Origin of the sequence: Mangrovibacterium marinum (assembly GCF_003046625.1) — a bacterium.
GTDB classification, from domain to species: Bacteria; Bacteroidota; Bacteroidia; order Bacteroidales; family Prolixibacteraceae; genus Mangrovibacterium; species Mangrovibacterium marinum.
In genome coordinates, this window is the sequence record NZ_QAAD01000010.1 from 57,814 (window position 1) to 80,031 (window position 22,218).

15 protein-coding genes are annotated in these 22,218 nt (G+C 43.4%); 9 read left to right on the forward strand and 6 right to left on the reverse strand.

The genetic code is table 11. The annotated features are described in order from the left end of the window. Window positions 1-189: 189 nt before the first annotated feature. From C8N47_RS10975 to C8N47_RS11015, 9 genes are all read left to right on the forward strand, one after another. Complete coding sequence (locus C8N47_RS10975) at window positions 190-1,554, forward strand: MFS transporter (RefSeq protein ID WP_107822606.1); 1,365 nt, start codon at window positions 190-192, stop codon at window positions 1,552-1,554. Beyond that, window positions 1,551-2,231 carry a beta-phosphoglucomutase gene (gene pgmB / locus C8N47_RS10980; RefSeq protein WP_107822607.1) on the forward strand — a complete coding sequence of 227 codons (681 nt, stop codon included), beginning with the start codon at window positions 1,551-1,553 and terminating at the stop codon, window positions 2,229-2,231. The genes C8N47_RS10975 and pgmB overlap by 4 nt, the downstream gene beginning before the upstream one ends. Continuing rightward, window positions 2,228-4,549: a family 65 glycosyl hydrolase domain-containing protein gene (locus C8N47_RS10985; protein ID WP_107822608.1), complete on the forward strand. Its 2,322-nt coding sequence runs from the start codon at window positions 2,228-2,230 to the stop codon at window positions 4,547-4,549. The genes pgmB and C8N47_RS10985 overlap by 4 nt, the downstream gene beginning before the upstream one ends. A gap of 32 nt (window positions 4,550-4,581) precedes the next feature. Beyond that, window positions 4,582-6,426 (forward strand): glycoside hydrolase family 13 protein, encoded by a 1,845-nt coding sequence (locus C8N47_RS10990; protein ID WP_107822609.1) that lies wholly within the window; start codon window positions 4,582-4,584, stop codon window positions 6,424-6,426. Between the two features lie 107 nt (window positions 6,427-6,533). Next, complete coding sequence (locus C8N47_RS10995; RefSeq protein ID WP_107822610.1) at window positions 6,534-8,396, forward strand: alpha-amylase family protein; 1,863 nt, start codon at window positions 6,534-6,536, stop codon at window positions 8,394-8,396. A 254-nt stretch (window positions 8,397-8,650) separates the two neighbouring features. Then, complete coding sequence (locus tag C8N47_RS11000; protein ID WP_107822611.1) at window positions 8,651-9,226, forward strand: RNA polymerase sigma factor; 576 nt, start codon at window positions 8,651-8,653, stop codon at window positions 9,224-9,226. A gap of 89 nt (window positions 9,227-9,315) precedes the next feature. Further along, window positions 9,316-10,359: a FecR family protein gene (locus tag C8N47_RS11005; protein WP_107822612.1), complete on the forward strand. Its 1,044-nt coding sequence runs from the start codon at window positions 9,316-9,318 to the stop codon at window positions 10,357-10,359. Between the two features lie 161 nt (window positions 10,360-10,520). Next, the gene (locus C8N47_RS11010; RefSeq protein ID WP_211316111.1) at window positions 10,521-13,931 is read left to right on the forward strand and encodes a TonB-dependent receptor; all 3,411 of its coding nucleotides are present in this window, start codon (window positions 10,521-10,523) and stop codon (window positions 13,929-13,931) included. Between the two features lie 17 nt (window positions 13,932-13,948). Then, on the forward strand, window positions 13,949-16,042 hold the full coding sequence (locus tag C8N47_RS11015; protein ID WP_107822613.1) for a RagB/SusD family nutrient uptake outer membrane protein: 2,094 nt from the start codon (window positions 13,949-13,951) through the stop codon (window positions 16,040-16,042). A gap of 393 nt (window positions 16,043-16,435) precedes the next feature. On the opposite strand, the gene C8N47_RS11020 is transcribed toward C8N47_RS11015, so the two are convergent. From C8N47_RS11020 to C8N47_RS18850, 6 genes are all read right to left on the reverse strand, one after another. Then, complete coding sequence (locus tag C8N47_RS11020) at window positions 16,436-17,332, reverse strand: hypothetical protein (RefSeq protein WP_107822614.1); 897 nt, start codon at window positions 17,330-17,332, stop codon at window positions 16,436-16,438. Window positions 17,333-17,494: 162 nt separating this feature from the next. Further along, window positions 17,495-18,514: a DUF2225 domain-containing protein gene (locus tag C8N47_RS11025; RefSeq protein WP_107822615.1), complete on the reverse strand. Its 1,020-nt coding sequence runs from the start codon at window positions 18,512-18,514 to the stop codon at window positions 17,495-17,497. 15 nt (window positions 18,515-18,529) lie between these two features. After that, window positions 18,530-19,504: a hypothetical protein gene (locus C8N47_RS11030; RefSeq protein ID WP_107822616.1), complete on the reverse strand. Its 975-nt coding sequence runs from the start codon at window positions 19,502-19,504 to the stop codon at window positions 18,530-18,532. Between the two features lie 28 nt (window positions 19,505-19,532). Next, on the reverse strand, window positions 19,533-20,429 hold the full coding sequence (locus C8N47_RS11035) for a hypothetical protein (RefSeq protein WP_107822617.1): 897 nt from the start codon (window positions 20,427-20,429) through the stop codon (window positions 19,533-19,535). 4 nt (window positions 20,430-20,433) lie between these two features. Then, window positions 20,434-21,348, reverse strand: a complete 915-nt coding sequence (locus C8N47_RS11040; protein ID WP_146161507.1) for a hypothetical protein — start codon at window positions 21,346-21,348, stop codon at window positions 20,434-20,436. 258 nt (window positions 21,349-21,606) lie between these two features. Further along, the gene (locus C8N47_RS18850; protein WP_211316112.1) at window positions 21,607-22,215 is read right to left on the reverse strand and encodes a flagellar basal body-associated FliL family protein; all 609 of its coding nucleotides are present in this window, start codon (window positions 22,213-22,215) and stop codon (window positions 21,607-21,609) included. Window positions 22,216-22,218 lie beyond the last annotated feature (3 nt).

The following is a 22,218-nucleotide window of genomic DNA, read 5'->3' on the forward strand; positions in this document are numbered from 1 at the left end:
GATTTGTTTTATTTCGGATTTCCACCTTATATTTGTTGCAGATCATCCGATAATTTACTTCGATTTTTATTCCGTTTTTCGACTGTTTACTCAGAATCCGACGCATGCATCTTTCCTTCTTGATTGATGCGTGGGTATTTCAGTTATTCATTAAAAAAGGTTGATAGCCTTTATTCTTAATTAGCGAATATGAAGATTAAACCTGCTCTTCGTTTTTGGCAAATCTGGAATGTCAGTTTTGGTTTCCTGGGAATTCAAATCGGTTTCGCATTACAGAGTGCCAATGTCAGTCGGATACTTTCAAACCTGGGTGCTGATTTGCACTCGCTTTCCTTTTTTTGGTTAGCAGCTCCGGTGATGGGCTTAATTGTCCAGCCGATTGTTGGTGCGGCAAGCGACCGGACCTGGAACCGCTTTGGCCGTCGTGGCTCCTACATCTTGGGAGGCGCATTTATTGCCGCTGTTGCCATGTGGCTGATGCCCAACTCGGCTGCCCTGGTGTCGGTTATTCCGCCGCTGGTTTTCGGGGCTTTGATGTTTGCCCTGATGGACGGTTCGTTCAACATTACCATGCAACCTTTTCGGGCATTGGTGGCCGATATGGTTCCCGAGGATCAGCGTACGTTGGGCTATTCCGTTCAGAGTTTTCTCATCAATACAGGGGCTGTTGTTGGCTCGGTGTTGCCCTATTTCCTGACCAATATTTTGCAGGTCAGCAATACGGCAGCCGAAGGCGAAGTACCTCCGTCAGTAATTTGGTCATTCTACATTGGTGGCGCTATTTTACTGCTGTCGGTTATCTGGACGGTTTTTAAAACCAAGGAATATCCGCCGGAAGTGTATTGCGCACAAAACGGTATCGATTTCGACGAATGGACCGCGTACGGCAAGCAAAAAAAGTCGCTGGGCGAAAAGCTGACCAACTTCTGGCATCTGTTTACACAAATGCCTAAAGTAATGGCGCAGTTGGCGGTTGTCCAGTTTTTTTCGTGGTTTGCGCTCTACATCATGTGGGTGTACACCACGCCGGCAGTTGCGCAACATGCCTTCGGAACACCCATTGGCGATGCCAGCTCGGAGTTGTATCAGGAAGCCGGTAACTGGGTTGGTGTGCTGTTTGGCGCGTACAGCTTGTTTGCTGCCTTGTTTTCGATTGTGATGACACGTGTTGCCAAGGCGCTGGGACGGAAAACGACTTATGGAACAGCTCTTCTGCTGGGAGGACTAGGTTATATTTCGATGTACTTTTTCAATACCCCCAATTTATTGATCCTCTCGATGGTTGGCGTAGGGATTGCCTGGGCAGCCATTCTGGCTATGCCGTATTCAATTCTCTCCGAATCGTTGCCGGCTGATAAAATGGGCGTATACATGGGAATCTTCAATTTCACCATTGCCGGTCCGCAAATCATCTCGGGCTTTATCGGTGGTTTCATTTTGCGAAGTCTCTTCGGCAACGAGGCGATTTACATGATGATTGTCTGCGGTATTGCGATGCTATTAGGAGCTTTGGCTGTCAGCACGATTAAAACATCTCGGGAAAAACAACCATGAAAAAAATAGCTGCCTGTTTGTTCGACCTGGACGGAGTCCTGGTCGATACGGCTCGTTATCACTTTTTAGCCTGGAAAAAACTGGCTGATGAGCTGGGAATTGACTTTACCCTGGAACATAACGAGCTGCTGAAGGGCGTGAGCCGCATGGATTCACTCGATATTATTCTAAATATCGGAAACCTTCAACTCTCGCAAGAAAAGAAAAATGCACTAGCCGACCAGAAAAACCAGGTCTATCTGGAGTATATCCTCCAGATGAATGAAGAGGAAATACTACCCGGAGTGAAGGACTTCCTGACTGCCTTGCGGAAACTTGGTGTTGGCGTTGCCTTGGGATCAGCCAGCAAAAACGCGCCCTTAATTCTGGAGCGACTGAAAATCGGAAATCTGTTCGACGCGGTAATCGACGGGACAAAAGTAAGCAAAGCCAAGCCGGATCCCGAAGTTTTCCTGAAAGGGGCTGAAGCCTTGGCTGCCAAACCCGCAGCGTGCATCGTTTTTGAAGATGCCATAGCCGGTATCGAGGCTGCCCGCAATGCCGGTATGATGGCTGTGGGGGTGGGCGATCCGCAAACCCTAAGTCGTGCCAATCTCGTAATTAGCGGATTCCGGGGACTGACTCCTGAACATTTATTTCAACAAATTAATGAGCACACAACAAAGAAGCGTTTATGAAAAACTATATCACACATTCGGAATGGCAGGTTGTTGAAGAAGGATTTGTGCCGAATTATAATCGAATCTCGGAGAGCTTGTTCAGCATTGCCAACGGACATACAGGCCAGCGCGCCAACTTTGAAGAAAACTACTCGGGCGATTCGCTGCAGGGAAACTATATGGCCGGTGTGTACTACCCGGATAAAACCCGGGTGGGATGGTGGAAAAACGGCTATCCCGAATATTTCGCCAAAATATTGAATGCCGCCAACTGGATTGGGCTGCGCATCCGCCTGGATGGGGAAGAACTGGATTTGGCAAAAGCCGACGTGGCCGACTTTGTGCGTGTGCTCGATATGCGTACAGCCTTGTTAACCCGCAAGTTTACAGCAACCATGCCTTCCGGTAAAAAGATTGAAGTTGTTGCCGAGCGCTTTTTAAGTATCGCTGATAAGGAAATTGGTGCCATCCGTTATCGCCTCAAAAGTATCAACTTTACAGGCGCTCTCGGACTTTGTTCTTATATCGATGGCGATATCAGGAATGAAGACTCCAATTACGACGAAAAGTTTTGGACTGAGACTGATAAATTCACGACTGAAAATCAGGCTTTCTTGTGTATGGAAACCAAGAAAACTTCATTTTTTGTGTGTCACGGTGTTCAAACGCATCTGTATGTAAATGGTGCCATGGTGAACGCTGCCCGACACCCTTATCAGGACGAAAAATTCGTAGCCAACACTTTTGAGTTGCCCTTGGTTGCCGGCGACGAAATTTGCATTGAGAAATACATGGCGGTCAACTCGTCGCTTTACCAGCCTCAGGATGAGCTAATGGATCATGTGAAAGCGAAGCTGGCCGAGGCGGTTGCCTCCGGCTTCGATAAACTCTTCGAAGCGCATAGCCAAAAGTGGGCGAAGCGTTGGCAAACGGCCGACATTATGGTGCAGGGCGACGTTGCCGCGCAACAGGGAATACGCTTCAATATTTTCCAGCTTATGCAAACTTATTCGGGCGACGATGAACGCCTGAATATTGGCCCCAAAGGTTTTACCGGCGAGAAATACGGCGGCGTAACCTATTGGGATACCGAAGCTTATTGTCTGCCGTTTTTTATGGCGACAGCCCCTCAGCTTATCGCTAAAAATTTATTGCTCTATCGGCATAAGCACCTGCTGAAAGCCATTGAAAATGCCGCTAAACTGGGTTTTACCGGTGGTGCTGCTTTGTACCCTATGGTAACGATCAATGGTGAAGAATGCCACAACGAATGGGAGATCACCTTTGAGGAAATCCACCGCAACGGAGCCATTGCTTATGCCATATATAACTATGTCAATTATACCGGCGACCGGGACTATCTGGCGCCTTATGGTTTTGAAGTGTTACTCGGCATCTCCCGCTTCTGGGCGCAGCGCGTAAACTGGTCGGACGATAAAAATGCGTATGTGATGCTTGGGGTTACCGGTCCCAATGAGTATGAAAACAATGTCAATAATAACTTCCACACCAACCGAATGGCGGTATGGACCCTGAAATACACGATGGAAGTGATTGATTTTGTGAAAAAGGAACATCCCTACTTGTTTAGTGAGTTAACTCGTAAATGGGCTTTCAACGAGCAGGGGGAAACCGAGCAATGGCGCGATATTGTTGAAAATATGCACTTCCCCTACGATTCGAAGCGTGAAATCTTCCTGCAGCAAGACGGCTTTCTCGACAAAGAAATTATCCCGGCTGCCGACCTTGATCCGGCTGAACGCCCGATTCACCAAAATTGGTCGTGGGACCGCATTTTGCGCTCTTGTTACATCAAACAGGCGGATACCCTGCAAAGTTTCTACTGGTTTCGCCACGACTTTGATCAGGAGACTTTGCGTCGCCACTTCGATTTTTATGAACCGATCACCGTTCACGAATCGTCCTTGTCATCCTGTATTCACGCAATATTGGCGGCCCGCATTGGGCGCGAGGAAAAGGCCTACGAAATGTATCTGCGCACGGCCCGCCTCGATTTGGATGACTACAACAACGATACGGAAGACGGGCTGCACGTTACCAGTATGGGCGGAACCTGGCTGGCTTTTGTGGAGACTTTCGGTGGACTGGATGTGAAAGACGGGCAACTGTTGTTGAATCCCTTCCTTCCCAAATCGTGGGAGGCTTTTGCGTTCCGCATTAATTTCCGGGGAGCCCATTTGGAGATTCGCATGGGGAGTGAATTCAAAATTACCAATCACAGTGAGCTTGCTGTAGATGTTGTTGTATGGGGTGAACAGCACCAACTGAAGGAAAACGGTGAATTGGTGCTGGCGAAAAAATCTGTTGTCCAATAAATAGTTAAATTGTAGAAAAAAACGAAAAACCAATGAAACGATATTTAATACTTCTGGTGCTGTTCGTTGCGCAGCTCAATTTCCTGATGGCTGCCGGAATCGATCGGGTAGAGCCGATGTTCTGGTGGGTTGGCATGAAAAATCCGAACGTGCAGCTGATGGTTCACGGCGATAATATCGGGGCTAGTTTCCCCGAAATTAATTATCCCGGAGTGACGATTGAAAGTGTAAGCCGGGTTGAAAATCCGAACTACCTGTTTGTTGATCTTCAGATCGCGAAAGAGGCACAGCCCGGAAGTTTTGCCATTGTGTTTAAATCCGGTAAAAAGCAGACAGGTGAATTTCAATACCAATTGAAAGCCCGCGAACCGCAATCGTCGGAACGCATCGGCTTTAACAGTTCGGATGTGATTTACCTGATAACGCCCGATCGCTTTGCCAACGGTGATCCCGAAAACGACGCCGTGGAAGGGATGAAGGAACAGCCGAACCGGGCCGATAAAGACGGCCGTCACGGTGGCGATTTGAAGGGGATTGTTGATCACCTCGATTACATTCAGGATTTGGGCTTTACAGCCGTTTGGCTGAACCCGGTCCTGGAGAATAACATGAGCAGCACTTCTTATCACGGTTACTCAACCACCGATTTCTACAAAGTTGACCCGCGTTACGGGAGCAACGAGGAATACCTGGAACTTTCGAAAAAACTGAAGGCAAGAGGTATGAAATTGATTATGGATATGATTTTCAATCACTGCGGCTCGGAACACTGGTGGATGGACGATATGCCTATGCACGACTGGATTAACAACTATCCGGGATGGAAGCAAACAACGCATCGTCGCACGGTCAACCAGGATCCACATGCTTCGGATGCCGACAAAAAGGCCATGTCGGATGGCTGGTTTGTTGAAAGCATGCCCGACTTGAATCAGCGCAACCCGTTCATGGCAAACTACCTGATCCAAAATTCAATTTGGTGGATCGAGTACGTTGGTTTGGACGGCATCCGCCAGGATACCTGGCCCTACCCGGACAAAACCATGATGGCCGACTGGACAAAGCGTGTGCTCGAAGAATACCCGAACTTCAATATTGTTGGAGAAGAGTGGAGCGTGAATCCGGCGACCGTGTCGTATTGGCAAAAAGGAAAAGTAAACAGCGACGGCTACGAATGTTATCTGCCCAGCCTGATGGACTTTCCCTTGCAAAATGCTGCTGCTCGTGCCATGAATGATGATGAGAATTTTGATCATGGCCTGATTGAACTTTATGATGCCTTGTCTAATGACTTTCAATATCCGGATGCCGGCAACCTGGTTGTCTTTCCCGATAATCACGATATGTCGCGCTTTTACACGCAGGTTGGTGAGGATGTGAATAAGCTCAAGCTCGGCGTGGCGTACTTCCTGACGACCCGCGGAATTCCACAGATTTACTACGGAACTGAGGTGTTGATGAGCAACAAAGGAACCGAAGATCATGGCGTGATCCGCAGCGATTATCCCGGCGGATGGGCCGGAGACTCCGTGAATGCCTTTACCGGCGAAGGATTGACTGACGCGCAAAAGGACATGCAAAATTATGTTCGAACCATTCAGCAATGGCGGAAAGATAAGGATGTGATTCACAACGGGCGCTTGGTTCACTTCGTTCCGGAAGATGGCATTTATGTCTATTTCAGAATGAATGAGGACGAAACCGTCATGGTGATTCTGAATAAAAATACGAAGGAAAAGCAGCTCGAAACGGATCGTTTTGCTGAAGTGACAGGCCGTTTTACGAAAGGGAAAGATATCATTTCAGGCAAGAATTTGAACGATCTTTCAACGCTGGCCGTACCCGCAGAATCGGCCATGATTATTGAGTTGCAGTAGCGGAGCTTTAAGGTGTCATCCCGAATTCACTTCAGGATGACATCTTGGGGACAAGTTCCGGATGACTGTTTCGAAATTTAACAGCATTTCAAAATTCCATTAATCCAATGAAAAGAAAGTTAGCCATCCTTCTTTGTGGTCTCTCGTTGGTTGCTTGCCAACCCAAAACAAATGTCGGACAGGCCAAGGAATCTGAGCGCGGAAAACTGGTTGTCTACCAGGTTTTTACCCGTTTGTTTGGCAACACGAACCCAACCAACAAACCATGGGGAACGATTGAAGAGAACGGGGTAGGAAAGTTCGCCGATTTTACGGATCGGGCGCTGGACTCTATAAAAGCGCTGGGGGTGACGCACATTTGGTACACCGGTGTGCCGCATCATGCGGTTATTCGCGATTACACGGCTTTTGGCATCGATAATGATGATCCAGATGTGGTGAAAGGGCGTGCCGGTTCACCGTATGCGGTGAAGGATTATTATAATGTTGATCCCGATTTGGCAGTTGATCCGGCGAAGCGGATGGAGGAGTTTGAGGCGTTGGTAGAACGCACGCACCAACACGGTATGAAGGTGATTATTGATATTGTGCCGAACCATGTTGCCCGGAATTACCATTCGATTTCGAAACCCGATGGTGTGGCTGATTTCGGCGAAAATGATGATACCTCAGTTGAATACAAACGAGATAACAACTTCTATTATATTCCAGGCGAATCGTTTCAGGTGCCGGTCGCCCAGAATGGATATAAACCATTGGGGGGCGAAGAGAATCCGCTGTCGGACGGTAAATTTGAAGAAAATCCGGCTAAATGGACGGGCAACGGATCTCGCAAAGCACAACCCGACATTAACGATTGGTATGAAACGGTAAAAGTGAACTACGGCGTTCGCCCGGACGGGACCCATGATTTTGACAGTTTGCCGGAAGGCTTTGATTCAGCTGGTTATCAGGCACACTTCAACTTTTGGAAAGACAAGGATGTTCCCGATTCGTGGAAAAAGTTCCGGGATATTGCGCAGTTCTGGTTGGAAAAAGGCGTTGACGGCTTTCGGTACGACATGGCTGAAATGGTGCCGGTTGAGTTCTGGAGTTATCTAAACTCGTCTATCAAAATGAAAAATCCGGATGCTTTTCTGTTGGCGGAGGTGTACAATCCAAGTTTATACCGCGATTACATCCGCTTGGGCAAAATGGACTACTTGTACGACAAAGTAGAATTGTACGACACCCTGAAACACATTATGCAAGGGCTTGGAAGCACTGATCACATTGCGCCGATCCAGGACGGTTTGGCAGATATTGAGCACCACATGTTGCACTTTTTGGAAAACCATGATGAGCAGCGCATTGCCAGCCCCGAATTTGCGGTAAGTGCCGAGCACGGAAAGCCGGCAATGGTGGTTTCAACTTGTATCAGTACCTCGCCAACCATGCTTTATTTTGGGCAGGATGTTGGCGAGCCGGCAGCTGGGAATGCGGGTTTTGGATCAGCAAGCCGCACAACTATTTTTGATTATTGGGGAGTGCCGGCTCATCAGCGCTGGATGAATGGTGGAGCGTTCGACGGAGGACAATCCACCCCGGAAGAAAAAGAATTGCACCAGTTTTACCGAACCTTGCTCCGTTTTTCGTCAAAATCTTCGGCGTTGATCGGAAACTATCGAGAGATTCATTCCTACAACCGCGAAAATTCTTCCGGTTACAATGACAGATTGTTCTCATTTGTTCGCTGGAATGACGACGAGCGACTTGTTGTCGTTTGTAATTTTAGTGACAGTGAAACATATTCATTCAACCTGAAATTAGATCCCCAAACGATTGACGATTGGCATTTGTCGGATGGTGACTACACTTTGACGGATGCGCTTACCAACGATCGTCAATACCGATTAAGCGTAATGAATAATAAGGCTCATATTGATGTTGTTTTGACGCCTTTGCAATCCTTTATCTTTCAACTGGATTAGCGAAAAATTTACATGTCAGATAACATCAAAAATAGTGTGTTGAAAGGCAAACTTCTGGATCAGAAAACGGTAGAATAACTTTATAAACGCAAATTGATACAGCCAATTTTATAATTGGGATTTAGTTAGTTAATTGATCAGATTCATTTAGAAGGCCGCGATAATGCGGCCTTTGGTTTTGGCCGATTTTGTTAATACAGGTTAAACAAAAAAATAATCGCTCAATAAATTTTATATTTGAGGACTCTACGACTATGAGCGAGACTACTCAACAATCTGATCAATTTCTTCTTGATGCATTACGGGAAGGGCAGGAGAAGGCTTTCGATTATATTTTTCGAAAGTACTTTAAAGCTTTGTGCGCTCAGGCGAATCTTTATGTTCACGATTTGGATCACGCGCAGAGTATTGTGCAGGAGTGTTTTGTGAAAATGTGGGAGAATCGGAAAGATGCGGCTAAAATCTCAAATCTCTCGGGATATCTATCCTTTATGGTGCGGAACCGCGCGATTGACCATGTTCGGAAATTTAAACGGGAATTGGTTATGGATTCCGTGGGGGAAGATGTCGGAACGACTGATTCTTCCGATTCGGTTTTGTTGTCACACGAATTTGAAGAGAAACTAGTTGAAGCACTATCGATGCTTCCGGATCGTTGCCGTGTAGCCTTCGAATACAGTCGTTTTGAAGGCCTAACCTACAGTGAAATTGCGCAGAAAATGGATATCTCCGTTAAAGGGGTTGAGGCACTGATGAGCCGTTCTCTGAAAATTCTTCGAAGAGAATTGAAAGACTATCTTCCTCTTTTACTGTTCTTTCTGTCCCGATAGTTCCAGTCGATAAGAAATTTTAGAAAAAAATAACAAATCATGTAGGGTGCACCGCTATTTATTTCGTCTATTGGTAAAATTAAGACAAAGTGAGAATCGACGAAATTGAACCGATCCTAATTAAATCGTTTGCCGGTCAGGCTTCTTCCGAGGACGAAAAGCGTATTGCAGATTGGATTGCTGCTTCAGATGATAACTTTGCCGAATGGAAACGATACAAGGCATTATGGAATAAATCAAAAGCACTTCAGTATTCCGATAAAATTGATTTGGAGAAAGCGCTTATCGCAACAAAAAGAAGAATTCCCCAATTTCACAAAACTAAATCGTTCAAACTTCAGTGGTGGATGCAGGCAGCTGCCGTTATATTACTGTCTTTACTTTTTTCTGTTACAATTAATTATTTCCGCGAGGAGTCAAAAAAACTGGTAGCGACTAATGTCGTTTACCAAGAGGTGAAAGCCGCCTATGGCACACAAACAAAAGTTTTGCTGGAAGACGGTACTCTGGTTTGGCTGAATTCAGGAAGTAAACTGAGATTTCCGAATACATTTGCCAGTCAGGATACGCGTAATGTCGAGCTGGTCGGCGAGGGCTATTTCGAAGTTTATCACAATCCGCAGCACCCGTTTATTGTACACACGCGCGACATTGGCGTGAAGGTCTTGGGTACAACTTTCAATGTAAATGCTTACGAAAATACCAAGCGAGTTACGGTGGCTTTGGTTGAAGGGAAAGTCAGTGTGATTAACGAAAGAGCTGACCAGAAAAAAGAGCTATTGCAGCTACATCCTTCCGAGATTGCAGATTACAGTATTGACGAAAATAAAATCTACTATTCGGAAACCGAAAATATTGGGCGTTATACCGCTTGGAAGGACGGAAAAATTGTTTTCCTCGAAGATTCGATGGCCGAAATGGTGGGATTGCTGGAAAACTGGTACAATGTGGATATCGAGGTTCAAGACAAAAGTTTACTCCGAAATCACTTTACCGCAACATTTCACGACGAATCGCTGGATCAGATCCTAAAATACCTCAGCATTTCAACTTCGTTTAAATACCGTTTTGTTGATTCGAAAGAGTTTGGCGGCTCCGGCGATCAGCGACAGAAAATAGTGATTTACAGATAACCAGGAGAACTAATCAGAAACTAAAAAAAACTAAAGCTTATGTAAAGCAAATGGAATTAAAAAGAAACAGGAAAGTGTTAGCGCACTTCCCTGCTCATTTTTTCACCTGAACGGCTAATTCAGGCAATTTTAATTTGTATTAACGAATACTATTCAAATCTATGAAAAAAAATCAAATGATGATGGGCTCCGGTTTCAGGAATGCCTTTCTAAAAGTATTAATTATGATGAAACTAACCGTTTTTTTGGTTTGTCTTTCGGTACTTACCACCATTGCAAGCGGAAGTTATTCGCAAAGCAATAGAATTTCTCTAATTTTAAAGAGAACAACGATACAAGATGCTTTAAAAGAAATTGAAAACAACTCAAATTTTCTTTTCCTCTACAACAACGATTTGATTAATGTTAATAAAGTTGTTGATGTCAATGCTGATAAAGAAAGCATTGAGGTTGTCCTGAATGAAATCTTTAAAGGCGAAGCAATCAAATACACGGTGATTGATCGTCAAATCATTATTACGCCAGAAGTAGAAGGTAAAATCGGCGGTAGCGAACAAGCTCGGATAAGCGGGGTTGTTACCGACACAAACGGTAGTCCGCTTCCCGGTGTTACTGTTTTGATTAAAGGAACGACCACCGGTACAATCACCGACTTTGACGGTAAGTACACCATTAGTGCAAAGGGTACCGATATTTTGGTGTTCTCGTTTGTGGGTATGCAAACGCTCGAAGTCCCTGCCAATAAATCAGTAATCGATGTAGCTTTGGAAGAAGAAACGATTGGTCTGGAAGAAGTTGTTGCTGTTGGTTACGGGGTACAAAAGAAAAGCGACGTAACGGGAGCTTCAGCTCGGGTCGGAGCCGAAGAACTTCAATCAATGCCGGTTAAAGATGCTTTGCAAGGTATGCAGGGTAAAGCGGCAGGTGTGGATATCACCAACAGTCAACGTCCTGGTGAAGTTGGTTCAATTAAAATTCGTGGTGTACGTTCAATCACCGCAGATCAGAACCCACTCTACGTCGTAGACGGGATGGTGATTCAGAGTGGTGGCATTGAAAATATCAACCCGAGTGATATTGAATCAATCGACGTATTGAAAGATGCCTCGGCGACTGCGGTATATGGTTCGCGTGGTGCTAACGGGGTTATTTTAGTCACGACCAAACAAGGTAAAGAAGGTAAAATTTCTGTCAACTACAATGGTTCTGTGAAAATCAGCAAAATGTATGATGTGATGGAGATGATGAATGCTGCTGAATGGCTGGACTATTCCCGTATTGCAAAGATGAATAATGGTATTTATAAGTCAGAAACAGCTACTTACGCAGCTGACTTAGCTACTTATGGATCAGTTGGAGCTTCTTTCGCGAATATTGCACAAGCATGGGATGGTACGTCTTACGATTCGAATAAAGTAGGTAGTTACGATTGGGCTTCATTAGGGAAACAAACCGGAGTAGCTCATGAACATACGGTGAGCGTTTCTGGTGGTAATAAGAGAATGAAAGGCTACGGTTCTTTCGGATATCTGAATGAAGAAGGAACGATTGTAGACCAATCTTATGAGCGTTATACCAGTAAACTTTCTTTTGAAGCAACTCCTGTTGATTGGTTTACAATGGGAATGCATGCGAACATCGCTTGGTCGAACCAGAACTATGGTTACAAATATTCAAAATCAGTGACTGGTGCCGGTGACTATTATTCTGCATTGAGATCCATGTTACCATGGACTGTGCCTTTTGACGAGAATGGTGATTATATTTATGCACCAAACGGTGACACCAATATTATTAACCCGATCAACGAAACAAAATACAACAAGAACCAACGTCAGAACTTACGCTTGAACGGAAGTCTTTATGCGCAACTTGACTTTGGTGAAATGAGTCCTGTTTTAAAAGGACTGAAATACCGTTTGCAATTCGGGCCTGAATTCAACGATCAGAAGAATGGCGAATTCAACGATGCCCGCGGTATTAACGGTGATGGAAACAATGTCGGTTATAAATACACTCGTCAACGGATTGCCTGGACTTTGGATAACCTGATTTATTATGATTTCACCTTGAATGACATCCATAAAGTTGGTTTAACAGTGATGCAGTCTGCATCTAAATACCATTCGGATGACATGTCGCTGAAAGCAAACGTTGCAAGTTCTGATGAGTTATGGAATAATTTGAGTTCTCAGGCTGACATCCAGTCTTATGGAACTAGTTTAACCGAGACTCAAATGGCTTCTTATATGGCTCGTGGAAACTATAGCTATAACGATAAGTATCTGTTGACAGCTTCAATTCGTTGGGATGGTGCATCTCAATTAGCGGAAGGTAACAAATGGGCAACCTTCCCATCGTTGGCTTTGGGATGGAGAATGGAACAAGAAGATTTCTTGAAAGATGTTGATTGGATTAGTGCATTGAAACTTCGTTTGGGATATGGTGTAACCGGTAACTCAGCTATTTCAGCTTATGCAACTAAGGGGGGCCTGATGACAACTTACTACAACTGGAGCGCTGACAACTCATCGTTAGGTTATTTAGCTTCAGACCCATCAGCTAAGAATCCTCCTAAAATGGCGAACCTTGATTTAGGTTGGGAGCGCACTGCTCAGTATAACTTAGGTTTAGACTATTCATTTTTAAAAGGACGCATTAGTGGTGCGGCTGATGTTTATTCTACAAAAACAACTGATTTGTTATTAGCCATGACAATCCCATCATTGACCGGTTATACTTCAACTTACGATAACGTTGGTGAAACAAAAGGTTGGGGTATTGATTTGCAGGTGAATACAGTAAATATTCAAAAGTCAAATTTTGAATGGTCAACAAACCTGACTTGGTCAAAAGATGACAACAAGATTGTGAAACTGGCTAACGGTAACAAGGAAGATATTAACAACGCTTGGTTTGTTGGTGAAAACATCGGCGTTTACTACGACTATGTATACGACGGTGTATGGAAAACTGATGAAGCTGATGAAGCGGCAAAATATGGTCGTAAACCAGGACAAATCCGAGTAAAGGACTTAAATGAAGATGACGCAATTGATGGCAATAATGACCGTCAGATTGTTGGTACAACCCGTCCTGACTGGACTGCCGGTATGACGAATACATTCAGCTATAAAAACTGGGAATTTTCATTCTTTATTTACTCTCGTTGGGGAGGAATCTTTAAAGCAGGTGCTGAAACTTTGGACGGACGTTACGCAAAACGTAAGTTAGATTACTGGGTAGCTGGCACAAACGAAGATGCTGAATATTATTCTCCGGGTTCAAACGGAGAAGCGGCTGATACTTATGCTTCATCACAAGGTTACCAGAATGGAACGTTCATCAAACTGCGTAATGTTAACTTGGCATATAAATTCCAAAAGGATCAGTTAAAACGCCTGGGGATCTCAACATTGAAAATGTATGTGCAATGTATGAACCCTGTAACGATTTACAGCAAGTGTGATTATTTGGATACAGACATGATCAATTACGATAATAATACAACAACGATTGGTTCACCTGTGACTACAAAAAGTTTGGTGTTTGGTGTAAATGTTGGATTTTAATGTAAAAAATTAAGAAGATGAGATTAAAAAATATATTCAAAACATTATTGATAACTTCAGCCATTGGTTCGTCGTTGGCTTCATGTACTAATGACTTCTTGAAGGAAGATTATACAACGAATTATAGTACAGATCGTTTTCAGACTCAAGAAGGTTTGGATGAGTTGACGACCGGTACCTATACCAAGCTTAAATTCCAGTTTAACTATGTTTGGGCAATCAATATTTATAACCTCGGGGTTGACGAATTTACTGATGCGAATAACTCAGGGCCGGCTTATAACTGTTATAGTGCTGACTTAAGTTCAACCGAAACAGGCTCTAACCAACCGGTTTGGGATAACATGTATGCAGCGATTGAGTCTGCCAATACTTTGATTCAGAATATTCCTTTGTATTACGATGAAAATAGCGACACTTACGAAACTCGTTTAGGTGAAGCTTATTTTTTTCGTGGATATTTCTATTTCCAATTGGTACAGGAATATGGTGGTGTGCCTTTAAAACTGAACCCTTCGACAACGGTTGAAACGTATTTTACGCGTGAAACTTCCGAAGACTGTTATGGACAAATCATCTCCGATTTGGAAGAAGCTTATCAATACCTACCAGCATCTGTTTCTCAGACTGGTCGTTTAACTCAGTCAGCTGCAGCTCACTTCCTGGCTAAAGCTCACTTAACTCGTGCCAGTGAAATTAATGATGACTGGAACTCTTCGTATGTTGATGCCGACTTAACAGCAGTTATTAAGTATGCGAAGGAGGTTGTTGCAGCACACCCTCTGGCTACTGATTATGCTGATTTGTGGGACTATCAGTATGCAAATAGTGATAATGAGACAAATTCGGAAATTGTACTTGCAGCTCAGTTCTCGGATGATGCAACAACCTGGGGACGTTACGGAAACCAAATGCATTTGTATTATCCTTCGGTATATATGGATCTGCCCGGATGTACCCGCGATATTTCCGGTGATCGTGAATTCTCTTTTGCCCGTTCAACAAATTATGCAATGGATGTATTTGACCGTGTGAATGACTCTCGTTTCTGGAAATCGTTCATCACTTGTTATGGTTCAAACAACACAAGTGCAGCTCCTTCCTGGAATTCAAGTAACTATATGTTGGCACCAGCTGGTGTTAATCCAATTATCGAAATTGCAGCTGATGGTGACACCGTTTTCGCTAAACGTTTCAATGGCGGTGAATTGGGAATCAAATACATTGTTAACAACGCTGGTGATGAGCGTTATACTGATGTTGATGATGATGCCACAGGAGTAATGAAGAACGGAGAAATGCAACCCACGCATACTTTTGTTCGCTATTTCGAAGGAGAAGATCAGGCATGGGTAGGCCAGCACGGTAATAATGGTTACTACGGCGTACAAAAGCGTTCGGTAGCTTTATCAAAATATCGTGATGGATATCGTACTGCAATTTCTTCTCAGTTTGGAACACGTGATGGTATTATCGCTCGTTCTGCAGAAGATGTGTTGATGGTTGCTGAAGCCTATATCCGACAAGGAAACTATGATGATGCAATCCCGTATTTTAATCAGTTGCGTACTCGGGGTGCTTACAAAGCTGGTGAAGATCGTTCTGCTCATATAGACGGAGGACAGGCTTATGCAAACAATGCATACTGTGAAGGCAAAGGTGGCGGTTATTCAGCGGAAGGTGCCATTTTCTGGAATCAGAATACCTATTACGAGTCGAATAATGACATGGCTGTAACAACAGCAGCAACGACCTCCGCAATGACATTAAATTCGCAATCAGATATCTTAGATTCTGACGTTGATAGTCCGATTTACGAAAAATTAGGATGTACCAGCGATGCAGATAAAATGATGTGTTTCTTAATGAACGAACGTACTCGTGAGCTATGTGGTGAACAATTACGTTGGAAAGATTTAGCTCGTACGAAAACATTGGAATCACGATGGAAAGCATTCAACGACGGATATGTTCGTGGTAATACTGTATTCAATGCGAATACGCACTACCTGAGACCTATTCCGCAGAGCTTCTTGGATGGTATTACCAACGAAAGTGGTAGTGCTTTGACTGCTGAAGAAAAATCAGCGATGCAAAACCCGGGATATTAGTTCCTCTTAAGATAAGCTACCTAATTGAGTGTAGTAGCTAGTTTAGTTAGAATATTAGAAGCTGTCTTTTGGGACAGCTTCTTTTTCAGTATGCCGTGCATGGGAAATAAGTAAGCGTCATCGCGGAGACGCTTACCATCAACCGGCTCCCGATAGAAATAAAAACGAGAGGTTTCATTAAAATTAAAAATCATAGTACATCCTTTCTTTAGCAAAACTCAAGGATGTGAAAATCGAAAGAATAATCCCGAAAGCCTATACGTTATCGTGGAGACGGATACGTGATAACTAATCGGGCTATTGCTATCAATTTATTTATATAAACAAAGCGCCACTCCCTTATTGGAAGTGACGCTTTTCTATATTGTAATCTAAACAACTCTTCTATTAGAATTAATTTATTCTGTTACCATTTTCGTCATATTTGCCATTAGCAGGACTGTCATCATCTGTTTCAATATAATACACAGTTTCTTTAGTTTTGTGAGTATAAACTCTTTCTGATTCACAATTGTCATCATTTAAATTAGCATCTTGTGCCAATACCACTTGTCTTAAGGCTTCCGGTAATTGCGAAAGTTTTAAAGTAGCAAATTCCTTAAATTCATCCTGATTTTCTCTATACTCTACAGATACAATGTAGTCGTCATTTACTAAACAATCACAAATATGGTAAGAATCATCCACATACATCTGTAATCTTAATTCATCCGGATATCTGGCATCCAAATATTCTTTCAATTTAGCATTGGGAGCAATTTCTTCATAACCACTAAAATTAGCATCTACATCCATATCAAGAGTTTGCCCTATCATTTTCTCTTCTGAGCAAAAAATGGTTATAACATCTTTATACGATTCACTACCATAATCCGCTACAAACAAAAGTTTATAACAAGTACCTTGAGGTCTTTCGCAATAACTTGCATGTACCAACTCCTGACTTTCATCATAAAGGGTTGCTGTTTTTGCAATCGTAAGAATATTCTGAGGTACTTGATCAAACTTAACATTGGTCAATTCACAATCTCCATTTGGTTCATACCATACTATAATCGAATCTTTCGCTGTTGATTTTGTCTTTTGATTGGCAAAGAATTTGCCTACATGATAACCATCTTGTTCTTCCCAGCTTACAATTTCAATATCGGTATATCTTTTAGCAAGATCAGTTGCAATAGCATCATTTGGCGCATCAATATCAGTGATGTCAATTTCTACATCATCAGAATCACTACATGCGTATGCAAATAAGCTTACAAAGCTTAATAGGTAAATTAATTTTTTCATCTGTTTAAATTTATTTGTTATAAGTTGATACAAAACCGAATATTAATCGGTAAGAGCCATTTATATTTCACTTCATTGACTCAGATTTATGGTTCAATTTGAATGTTTAAACGTTTCGTTTATCGGTAATCAGGTGTTCTTTTAGTCAAGCACATCGTTTTATTAATTTTCTTCGTTAAGCGTATTTAGAATCGCATTACCAATGCTAATACCTTGGATGGCATTGGCCGGTTTCATGCTGATGTCGACCCTGTTAACACTGTCTCGCGGGATTTCCATATAAACTTTCTTATACAAGGGCGTTGAAAATTCAATCACATCGTATTGCTGCTTGAGTAGAATCGCATATTGGCCATTCTCATCGGTAAATCCAATAGATTTTTCGCCAACATATTTATTTTTCTTCGCTCCCGGAACAGCTCCTTTTATTTCAACCTTGGCCAGTGGTTCGTGGTCACGGTTAACAACCACCCCGTAAACCTTGCGGCTGATATTGGCAAAAGCTTCCTCACAATCAGCTACTCTGGTGGTACAATATTCATCGTTGGCGTTGATCGATAACACTTCCTTGTAATATTCTTCCGCCTCTTCGTAATTTGTTGCACTGAAAGCATTATCGGCTTTACGACGCAGAAAGGTACACATATCGGCGTCTTCAATGCGTTTTGCAACATCGTTTTCTTCAGGTTTGTCGGTGCACTCCAGCGCCAGTTTGTATTTCTCCTTGGCTTCAACATACATAGCTTTTTCGAAAAAGTCGTTTCCTTCATTTCGGTTCTGGAAATAGCAACCCACACCGACCATTCCGTCGGGGTCGTAGACATAGAAACTTAAAACTTCCTTGGCTTTCAAGGGAATAGGGATCACGGTTTTGTCGTAGCCATCGACCTTGATTTCCAGCTTTCGACCCCGATACAGGTCGCCTGCTGTAAATTTCAGGAAGTAGTAATTATAGCTACTTTCATTGACGGTGTTGTAATGATTAACTGCTTTGTCCATAGTTGATTCAAAGCTGAGCTCATACAAGTCGGGCGACGAAATGATCACTACGGCTTCGTCATTGTTCACACGCGGAACTGCCAGTCCGCTGTCCTTTGCTTCATAGGTCATTGTTTTTTGTCCGGCTACATGCAGTGTTAATAATAGAAGCATGATTAGCCCACTTAGGTTTTTTTTCATCATTTTTTTTGAGGTTTTTTAGTTAATTATATCAAAAGAGCCCAGGTCGAATCGTTCTTCCGCTGGAAGGGCTCTCCCGTTATATTTTTCAGGTTGCCATGTTCGCACATGAATGATCGGATTATTCTCATCTTTAAAGTCGATCATCAGAAACACATAACCGGTATCGCTGTAATTACTCGTATTCCAGTCCTGTTTGAATGAGGTGCCGTAAATTTCGTCCCATTTCGGATGTTGGGTAATTTCTATTTCTTCAAAATTCAGATTGATGTATTGGTTATTGTTAAAAACACGGGCAAGGTTCGTGAGGTATTGTTTTTTTGTTTGGGTTTGATAAATGACTTTTTCTTCCCCAAGACTTTTGAACACCTGGTCAGATCCGGTTTGTTGTTTGACGACTTTCCCTGTGATAATCAGAGCATCGTCGCTGTAAATCTGTTGTAAAAAGGGCAGGTCTTTCCGGTTGTACGCAGTTCGGAAATTCTCGACAAAGTCAAGGATAACCTGACGGCGGTGCAAATCGGTCACGGATTTGTTGGACTCGATAACGGTCATGTATTGTTGCATGGCAATAGCAATATGTACATCGTCGATAATCCCCGAGCTGTTCACTCCGATAACAAGATCCATCTGGTCGTTTGCTTCTTTCATGAACATCGGAATATTCCGAACCTGGAATCCGGTAGCCGTATTCAGGCATTTTTCCATCATCCACGATTCGACACAGTAAAAAGGGCTGGTCTCCCACATGGCCAATACCGACGATTTTGCCTCGCTGGTGATATACTTGGATGAGAGTTTGGGAGCTTTTGTTTCGGAATAAGCCAGGTTAATTTCACTGAGAAATTCAGAGATATTTTTTTGGATATTATTTTTTAATACCTCACTATCCAGTTGGTTTTCGATTTCCAGCGTGGTTGTGTGTTGGGCAAAAGACCATAGCGGCAGCAGTAAAAAAATAACCAAAAAGCGCTTTAAACAGAGTAGTTTCATAAGGATATACTTTTAGAAGATGCTAATTTTAGTTCATTAATTGAAACCAGATAAATGGTTCGTTTCCGTAATTATTCAGACTTTCCATCGTATCGGTTAACAGGTTTTTTCGACTTACGCGTCCTTTGTCAAGATAAGCTTTGACCACCCCGTTGCGGCTGTAAACCACCAGGTAGCATTTGTCGGGAAAGGATAAGGTGCTTTTCCCTCCGTAGATCATCATGCCCTTTCCTTTTTGTTCATCAAAAAGTTTTTGAAGGATTCTAGCATCCTCAATAGTCAGGATGTACTGCAGTAAGTCTTCGCCGGATGAAAAACTGCTTCTGATTTGCGGTTGCTCCGAGGTCTCATCAGTTGATGTTTGAGCGTGTTTTTCATCGGCTGTCGCCTCAGCCTGATTGCGTTTTTGTGTTTCTTGTTCAATTTCGGCTAGCGATTGGCGGTGAACGGCTGGTTCGCCCGATTGAGGATTTTGCTCTTGTGGAGGCGTTACGGCAGCAACAGGCACCGGGGCGGCTGCTTGTTCGGGTTCCGGGCTTGCCGCAGGTGAAGGCTTATCGGTTGTGGCCGACTCCTCCGCCGTGGCCATTGCTGCATCGTTAGCCAGTTCTTGGACCTCTGTTTTCAGCATAAAGGCGATGGTGCGAAATTTAATTCCGCGTGGCATGGAGATGTAATGCTCACTTTTGTCAATGGCTTGTTCGAGGCTCTCACTATTGTTGATCAGTCCCGGCTCAAAATCATAGATACGTGATGCCAGCATCTTTTTGGCCAGATTTGTTGCTTCGTCTTGTGTGTCGGCTGTTGCTTCGCCGTACAGATACAGATCGGTTGTTTTAATGTCTCGCTCCTTATTGCGTTTATTCTGGGATGATCCATACAGGCTAATAAAGCAGAATAGGAGTATGGTTAGTATTTGTTTCATTACGTTACAATTTTGCAGGGAAGAGTTTACCGGTATCCCGGTAGGTTCCAAACAGGTTTTTAATGTTATGTTCGGGGATATACGAATGTAACTCGCACTCCAGTATCCCTTGGTTAAAGAGGGCGCTGGCTTTTGTTTTCACCCGGAGCATATTCAGGTAATTTGTTTTTGTATTGTAAAAGAAGACAACGGCTGTCAAATCAGGCTGGCTGGTTTGCTCAAAGCCGATATAGGTATCAAATCCTTCATCAAAAAAGCAAGTTAGTTGCGCTAGTGAAATCAGGTATTCATCGGTTTTTTTTCCGTATTTACGATGAAGGATCTTCAGCCGGATGTTTTCGGCTTGAGGATCATCATGGTAAAACAGGTTGGCAAGCGTTTGGGCAGCAAACTGTTCATCATATAACCACTGGATCTCACCTGTTGGTGACTTTTTGAAATAAGTGTTGCTGTTCATATCCTCGATAAACAAGGAATTTCCTTTTTGTATCAGAAAGTTTTTTCCTTTTTCAAGAACATCCAGTTTCGGAAGTGGCTTGGGTGGGTTTTTCCTGGTACAAGCATGTTGTTTTAGTTTTATCCCCAGTTGGTCGTCCAGCTCTTTTTTATCTTTCCCTAGTATTAATTCATAATTAGCGGGGAAGCGAACAGTAAATGAGCTGTTGTCGTCATTTAACCAATTTGCACAATAGGTTAACGAATCGTGTGTTAATAAAAAACGGCTTTGGTCGTGTATGGTGTTTAATCCATCGGCCAGCGAATGAAATAATGGACTGCCGTAAGGAATCTGATTCCATTCGAGTTCCATATTGTACTCTTTCAGCTTTGGCTTCAGCTTACCGTTATTTTCTTCCAATACGGATTCCAGCATAGCACGCTCCAGAAAGTCCGCTATCTCTACACCGACTGCTGTCCTCATTTCATCAGGGAATAGACAAATGCCCAGCCTGCTGAATATTTGTTTGTTATCGTGGTTGTATGCCAGTTTTTTCCCACAAATTGTGAGTTCCGATAAATCGCCGATTGTTGAAAGCCCGTACTGACTTATTAACGTTTTGCTAATTGCTTCCAGCTTTCTGGAGCCAATATTACCGGGCTGGCTGCTATGTGCCGAAACACACAGCAGCCCTCCCAGTAAAAAAATTAGCAGATATTTATAGCAACTGTCCATTGCGTTTTAGTTTGGACGGCCAACAATGATGGTTTCTTTTTGTTTGTTGTCCTTGTCGTACAATTTACCCTGCACAATTTCTCCGTTATAGAATTCGCCGACCAGGTAATCACCTTGTGCGGCATATCTTTCCTGCCGGTCGCGTGTCGAGATCAGGTGATGCTGGGTATAATAAAGCGTTCCCATACCGTGGGCTTTACCATTTTTTGTTTCACCCTTATAGTTGCCAAAGCCAAGTGACAGACTGCTATTGGACTGAGCCGGTTCCTGAGCTTCAGCAGGGGCTTGTATTTCTTGTGGTACGGGGGCTTTTTCCGGAGTTTGTGTTTCGGTCGGGAGAACCGACTGAATCGGCTCGTCCAATAGGATTTCCTCATCCTGGTTTCCGGATAAGGCGAAAAAAGCTCCACCTCCGATAAGCGCCAAAATAGCGGCAGCACCAATAATAACCAGACCCTTTTTGCCGCCTGATTTTTTGGCGGGGATATCGATCAGTTCACTTTCACATTCCGGGCAAATAAAATCTTCGGTGACTCCGACTTCGATGATTTCTTTGCGGTCGGCTTTTGAACAGTTGCTAAAATTCAGGCAATTGCCCTTTCTTGTCATTTCCATAAT